The 2,980-nt window shown below is 69.0% G+C and carries 4 protein-coding genes and 1 tRNA gene; 2 read left to right on the top strand and 3 right to left on the bottom strand.

Going from position 1 to position 2,980, the window contains the following annotated elements; translation table 11 throughout:
• Positions 1–211: hypothetical protein (locus tag NBX02_RS03610; protein ID WP_250290000.1), on the bottom strand; the 211-nt coding region annotated here is incomplete at its 3' end.
• A gap of 122 nt (positions 212–333) precedes the next feature.
• Here NBX02_RS03610 and NBX02_RS03605 point away from each other — a divergent pair.
• Both NBX02_RS03605 and NBX02_RS03600 read left to right on the top strand, forming a co-directional pair.
• Complete coding sequence (locus NBX02_RS03605; protein WP_013872262.1) at positions 334–561, top strand: DUF4287 domain-containing protein; 228 nt, start codon at positions 334–336, stop codon at positions 559–561.
• Between the two features lie 171 nt (positions 562–732).
• Positions 733–1,143, top strand: a complete 411-nt coding sequence (locus tag NBX02_RS03600; protein WP_250286395.1) for a PPOX class F420-dependent oxidoreductase — start codon at positions 733–735, stop codon at positions 1,141–1,143.
• Between the two features lie 49 nt (positions 1,144–1,192).
• Here the strand turns inward: NBX02_RS03600 and NBX02_RS03595 are convergent, their stop codons facing one another.
• The gene (locus NBX02_RS03595; protein WP_250286394.1) at positions 1,193–2,014 is read right to left on the bottom strand and encodes a Bax inhibitor-1/YccA family protein; all 822 of its coding nucleotides are present in this window, start codon (positions 2,012–2,014) and stop codon (positions 1,193–1,195) included.
• 444 nt (positions 2,015–2,458) lie between these two features.
• Positions 2,459–2,533 (bottom strand) — tRNA-Leu (locus NBX02_RS03590).
• Positions 2,534–2,980 lie beyond the last annotated feature (447 nt).

Genomic DNA, 2,980 nt, shown 5'->3' with positions numbered 1-2,980 from the left:
CTCCCGCCCCGCCGGCGCCCGCCCCGGAGCCGGGCCTGGGCACGGGCCCGGGTGGGCCGGCGTCCGGCTGGCAGGGAGCGCATGGCTCCCGCCAGGAGATCGGCGTCCATCCGTGGACGTGGTCGCGCAACCGCCGTATCTCGCTGATCAGTGCCGCCAGCGGCGCGTCCAGGAGCGCCACGCCCGAAGTGATCAGATCCCGCATCGCCACAGGATCCGCTTCGGCCATCCATAAAGGCTACCCCATGACAGCCGTGGCGGGTCTTGCCGTTGTCCGACTGGTGGTGCACTCTCCTTCCATGACTGGTTGACCAGTGAGTACTGGAGGCGCCAATGTCGCAACAACGCTCCGAAGAGACCCACCACAGCCTTATCGAACGAATTCCCAGAATCACCGGACACGACGTCGGCCACTGGCTGGGATGTCTGGATCGCGGGCCTGGTCTCCTGCGCTTCTCCGAGCGCGTGAACTGGCTACGGGACGAGCACGGGCTCCCGCACTGCTATGCGGCGGCTGTGGTCCACGAAGCGGATCTGCGCAGGCGCGCCATCCGGACCTGACCCGATATACCCCTCTTCACCCGATAAACCTTCTTCGCCCGACCGGCCCGGTACGGCCCATGTGCGTCGCAGCCCCACGAAGCTCCGGGCCCTGGTCGCCCTCCCCCCTCGGCGACGAGTGCAGGAGCACTCGGCACGGTGCCACCGGGCCGGCCGGGCGAGAATCAGCCCATGGACATCGAAGCGGCCCGGGACTACGTCCGGGACAACCATCGGGCCGTCCTCGCCACCTTCCGGCGGGACGGGACTCCGCAGCTGTCACCGGTCACCGTCGGCGTCGACACCGACGGCAGACTCGTCATCAGCAGCAGGGAGACCGCCTACAAGGTCCGCAATCTCCATCGCGACCCGCGGGCCGGGCTGTGCGTCTTCCCCGACGCCTTCTTCGGGCCGTGGATCCAGGTGCGGGGCCGCGCACGGATCATCTCGCTCCCGGATGCCATGGAGCCTCTCGTCGACTACTACCGCACGCTGTCAGGCGAGCACCCGGACTGGGAGGACTATCGCGCCGCCATGGTCCGCGACCAGCGCTGCCTGATCAGCATCGAGATCGAGCACGCCGGCCCCGACCGCTCCGGGTGAGCGGCGGGGCGGCACCCGCCCACGACGACAGACCCAGCGGTCCAGCCGGTCAGCCGCGCAGCTTCGACAGCAGCCTGAGCATCTCCAGGTACACCCAGACAAATCCGACGAGCAGCCCGAATCCGGCTCGCCAGGCCTCCGCACGGGGAGCGCCAGCGGCGATCGCACGCTCGATGTAGTCGAAGTCGAGGATGAACTGCAGGCTCGCGACCACGAGCACAGCAAGGCTGAACAGGATGCCGAGCGGGGACGCGTCATTGATGATCGGCAGATGGCTGCCCGACACCGCTCTGACCACCAGGTCGGTCAGGCCAAGCATGACCACGCCGAGCAACGACCCGTAGACGACCCGGGCCATCCGCTCGGTCGCGCGCAGCCGGCGGCTGCGATAGGCCACCAGCATTGCCACGAAGACCACCGCGGTCCCGAGCAGCGCCTGCAGCACGATCCCGTGGAAGGCGTCCTCGTAGAACCGGGAGACCGCGCCCACGAACAGGCCCTCGAGCGCGGCGAAGAGCACGATCAGCGCGGGCCGCAGCCGCCGGCTGAAAGAGATCACCAGGGACAGTGCGAGCGCGGCGAACATCGCGGTGAAGCCGACCGCGGGGGTGGTCGGGGCGATCGCCCAGCCGACCGCCCCGGTGACGGCCATCACCGCGAACAGGCCCAGGGTGTGGACGACGACGTCGTCGACGGTCAGCCCGCTGGGCGCCCGGTACAGCCCGGCGAGCTGCTCCGGTGTCGGGGTGGGCGGGACTCCCCCGCCCGGCGGCGCGTACCCACCGGGGCCGTACCCGGAGGAGGACGGCGCCGACCAGCCGGCGAAGCCACGCCGGCTGAACACCGGATTCGACGAGCGCATCTCGGCCATCAGGACACGACTCCTTCCGCCGCCCGCGTCCAACCGGGCGTATAGATCGCAACTGCCGCCGGGCTCGGCCGACCGCGCCGCCCACCGCGTGGATCAACATCTGGATCCACAAAGTGGATCAGCGGGGACGCGGGCGATCGGCACGCTCGATCGACGAACCTGTCGGAATACAGAGTAGAACGCCGCGGACGGAGGCTGTACCCATAGTCCCGTGAACGACCACCGGACGGCGCCGGATGGCGCCGGAGCGGCCCGCAAGATCGCTCGAAGCCTTCGCCGACATGATCGCGAAACTCGTGGCGACAACCGCCGGCACCGGACGGCGACCAGCATGAGGAAGGGTCACGTGTCAATGACGATGAGACATTCGGGCGAATAGCCCGCTGGCATGACCGAGCGCCGGCCGGAATGATCCGGCCGGCGGCCACGGAACAGATCTGAATGTGCCGGTGGTCGGAGTCGAACCGACACTCGAGCTGTTTTTAGGACAGCCTCCTCTGCCTGTTGGGATACACCGGCTCGGCTACATCGGAGATGTTTCTACCACGCTACGTAGGATTTGTGAAAGAGACAACATGAAGAAAGTATGGGAAGTAACCAGAACCTCCTGATCCGTAACCTGTCGTGACGCTCGCACCCAACTCGCCTACCGAAGGTGCGCGATCAATCACAGTATGACCGACTGGCAATACGGCCAGCGTGGCAGCGGAGCTACGCGGAGGGGAGCGGGGCCGTCCCGGCCCACGGCGAGGCACCCCGGGCCGGACGCTGGGCCAGGGAGCACGGCGGGCAAGGGAACCCGACGGGCAAGGGAACGACGCTGGGCAAGGGAACCCGGCTCGCGCCCGGCCACGGGCGGGCCGGCTCCCGCCGGGTGCCGGGCCGGCGAACTGGTGGCCGGCTGACCGTGGGCGCGCTCAGCCGGCGTCCCACCAGGCGGGCCCGCCCACGGCCGGCCGGGTGAGG

The organism is Protofrankia sp. CiP1_Cm_nod1 (genome assembly GCF_920888515.1).
Taxonomy (GTDB): Bacteria; Actinomycetota; Actinomycetes; order Frankiales; family Frankiaceae; genus Protofrankia.
This window is presented reverse-complemented; position numbering and strand designations above follow the sequence as displayed.

Bases quoted from the DNA above. Each gene is read 5' to 3' on its own strand.
- NBX02_RS03605 (WP_013872262.1), top strand. From the start codon at position 334: ATGTCGCAACAACGCTCCGAAGAGACCCACCACAGCCTTATCGAACGA.
- NBX02_RS03600 (WP_250286395.1), top strand. From the start codon at position 733: ATGGACATCGAAGCGGCCCGGGACTACGTCCGGGACAACCATCGGGCC.
- NBX02_RS03595 (WP_250286394.1), bottom strand. From the start codon at position 2,014: ATGGCCGAGATGCGCTCGTCGAATCCGGTGTTCAGCCGGCGTGGCTTC.